Origin of the sequence: Methylobacterium amylolyticum (assembly GCF_030700245.1) — a bacterium.
Lineage (GTDB): Bacteria > Pseudomonadota > Alphaproteobacteria > Rhizobiales > Beijerinckiaceae > Methylobacterium.
Genome location: NZ_JAUYZI010000126.1, coordinates 1 through 3,163 on the forward strand (window position 1 = coordinate 1; position 3,163 = coordinate 3,163).

The 3,163-nt window shown below is 72.2% G+C and carries 3 protein-coding genes; 1 reads left to right on the forward strand and 2 read right to left on the reverse strand.

Annotation, left to right across the window (positions count from 1 at the left end):
- Positions 1 to 199, reverse strand: a 199-nt coding sequence (locus Q8W71_RS32690; protein ID WP_305525350.1) for a helix-turn-helix domain-containing protein, incomplete at its 3' end; no start/stop codon positions are given.
- Positions 200 to 403: 204 nt separating this feature from the next.
- Complete coding sequence (locus tag Q8W71_RS32695; protein WP_305529462.1) at positions 404 to 1,423, reverse strand: IS110 family RNA-guided transposase; 1,020 nt, start codon at positions 1,421 to 1,423, stop codon at positions 404 to 406.
- Positions 1,424 to 2,209: 786 nt separating this feature from the next.
- On the opposite strand from Q8W71_RS32695, the gene Q8W71_RS32700 reads away from it, so the two are divergent.
- Complete coding sequence (locus Q8W71_RS32700) at positions 2,210 to 3,142, forward strand: transposase (RefSeq protein ID WP_305526449.1); 933 nt, start codon at positions 2,210 to 2,212, stop codon at positions 3,140 to 3,142.
- Positions 3,143 to 3,163 lie beyond the last annotated feature (21 nt).

The following is a 3,163-nucleotide window of genomic DNA, read 5'->3' on the forward strand; positions in this document are numbered from 1 at the left end:
CGTTGTAGCGGTGCACCCAGTCGCGCAGGGTCTGGCGGTCCATGCCGCAGGCGCGGGCGGCGGTGGTGCGATCAGCGCCCTCCAGCACCAGGGCGAGCGCCAGCATGCGACGGGCCGCCGGGATGCTGGGCGCCTTGGAGGCGGCGGCGCGCAACCCCTCGGCGCTCAGATCCGTGCGGGTGATCGCGATCCCGGACATGGCGTGTCCTCCTGATCCGCCAAACGAATCAGAAGCCAGCTCAACCCGCAACCCGCCGAGTCACCCTCACAGGCCGTTGGTATGAGAGCTGCGGACGATCGCGACGCGCCCGGTTCCAGGGTTCCGAACGCGGGTCAACGACCCGCACCCTGTGAGACCGTTTCCGGGTGAACCGTTCGGTGATCCGGCCCCGCGCCGTCACAATCAACTCAGTTGCGGTGTTTGGTGAACGAGGGCGTCGCGCAGGCGTGCGTTTGCGATGACGATGATGCGGCGCATGAGGGCGGTGATGGCGACGATGGGCTTCTTTCCGTTGGCGCGCAGGCGTTCGTAGGCGGCGCGCAGGGTGGGGTTGTGTCGGGCTGCGCTGAGGGCGGCCATGAAGAGGGTCGCCTTGACCTCGGGGCGTCCGCCGCGGGTCCTGCGGTAGGCGTCGGTGGCGCCGCTCTGGTTGGGGTGTGGGGCGACGCCGGCCAGGGCTGCGGCCTGGCGGCGGGTGAGGTGGCCGAGTTCGGGCATGAGGGCGAGCAGGGCGGCGGCGGTCTTGGGTCCGACGCCGCCGATGCTGCGCAGGACGGCCTCGGCGCGGGCGAGATCGGCCAGGGCGCGGATGGTGGCCTGGATGGCGGCGTCGAGGGTGCGGATCTGGGCGTCGAGGCAGGCGCGCACCGCCGCGAGGGTGGCGCGGACGGGCTCGGCGTCCGGGGCAGCGAGGCGGTTGGCGAAGGCGGTGCGCTGGGCGACGAGGTCGGCGCGGGTGAGCACCAGGGTCTGGAGGCGCTGGCGCTCGGCCTGCGGGGGCTGCCAGCGGGCGAGGCGGGCGTGGCGTTCCTGGCCGTAGCAGGCCAGCGCGCGGGCATCGATCGCGTCGGACTTGCCGAGGGTGCCGAAGGAGCGGATGAACGCCTTGACCTTGCGGGCATCGGCGCGGTGGGCGGGGCATCCGGCGGCGGCGAGCGCGGCCAGGAGGGCGCGCTCGTAGCCGCCGGTGGCCTCGCAGACGACGAGGCAGGCGGGGGTGAGGCTGGCAGCGAAGGCGGCCAGGGGCTCGGGCTGGTTGGGCAGGGTGGTGGTCTGTCCGGTGGCGCTGTCGAAGACCACGAGGCTGGCTTTGCCGACATCGCAGCCGAGGATGCGTTCGGGCGGCGTGGGTGCGGGCGGCGTCGGTGCGGGCGGCGTCGGTGCGGGCGGCGTCGGTGCGGCCGGGGTGGTGGCGTGGGGCATATCGGCTATCCTGGGCGGGCTTGTGATTGTCTGCGGGCGTTCGGCGAAGAGGCCCGTTCAACTCATCAAGCGTTGCAGGGAAGCGGATCGCCGACCTGGATGACGGCGGGCGTCAGGGCCCTATCGCGAGGCGGCCGGCGATCCGCGCCTGGTCCGGGTGGCCACCCGGACCAGGCGTCCCGCTCGCGCGAGACAGAGCGACACTACCACCGCCACAACAGACAATCGCGAGCGAAGCGACGCGACCCAGGGCAGCGCGCGGTTTGAGACGGTGGCGCCGCTGGATTGCTTCGCTCCGCTCGCAAGGACGGCGAGGGTCGATCCCGAACCCGTCAGCCGGACGTCGTATGAGGGATGCAACCGCCTCTCTCACGCGCAGTCCGTCACTCCGGGGCGCCGCAGGGCCCGGACTGACGGGGCCTCTCGCAATCACCGCTGCCATGCCTGCGTTGACCCGAGTTCGGAGCCCTGCGCACGGTCCACGACAGTTCGGCGTTTGCAGCGGCGTCTGCGTCGGCCGATCCCACCACCCCCCTCATCCTGAGGTGCCGGAGCGTAGCGGAGGCCTCGAAGGAGCCCTCCAGCCAGCCGCGCGATCCCTGGAGGTCTCCTTGTAAGTCTTCGCGCATCCGATCTGGTAAGGTCGGATCTGCGGCGGCGGGCAGGACCCCGGCTCATCCTGGGGCATTGAAGCCCGCACCTCAGCTTGGGAGCCTGCCCGCCCATTCCACGACCCCGGACAGTCGCTCGGGCCGCAAGAGCCCGGTTGCGCAAGGGTGGGGCGGAATGGCGCTGGTGTGTGTCGGCATCGACGTGTGCAAGGCGCGGCTGGACGTGCATGTCCTGCCGCAGGGTCAGGCCTTCGCGGTTGCCCGCGACGGCACGGGCCTGAACGATCTGGTGACGCGCCTGCAGGCGCTGGGGCCGGATCTGGTGGCGATCGAGGCGACCGGCGGCTTCGAGCAGGTGGCGGCGGCAGCCCTGGCGGGCGCGGGTCTGCCGCTGGTGGTGGTCAATCCGGCCCAGGTCCGGCACTTCGCCAAGGCGTTGGGCCAGCGGGCCAAGTCGGATCCGATCGACGCGGCCGTGATCGCCCGGTTCGCGGCCGCCACGCAGCCGGCGGTGCGGCCGCTGCCGGATGCGGCCACGCGGATGCTGGCGGATCTGGTCGCCCGGCGCCGTCAGATCGTCGAGATGCTGGCGTCCGAGAAGAACCGGGCCCCGCGCACCGAGGCGGCGCGGATCGCCAGGAGCATCGCCCGGCTGATCAAGGCGCTGGAGAAGGAACTCGCCGCGATCGACGCCGAGATCGACACGGGCGTGCGCGGCTCGCCGGCCTGGCGCGCCACCGAGGACCTGCTCGCCTCGGTGCCGGGGGTCGGGCCGGTCACGGCGCGCACGCTCCTGGCCGAGCTGCCCGAACTCGGCCGGCTCAAGACCAAGCAGATCGCCGCGCTGGCCGGCCTCGCCCCGTTCGTGCGCGAGTCCGGCAAGGGGAAGGGCCGCGCCATGGTGTCGGGCGGGCGCAAGAGCGTGCGCACGGCCCTGTTCCTGGCAGCCCTCACCGCCTGCCGGCACAACCCCGTGCTCAAGCGGTTCCGCGACCGGCTCGTGGCCGCCGGCAAGCCCAAGATCGTCGCCGTCGTCGCCGTCGCCCACAAGCTCCTCTCCATCCTCAACGCCATGATCCGGGACCAGAAACCATGGCAACCCGCTTGACAGCCAACACAGTCGCTGAGG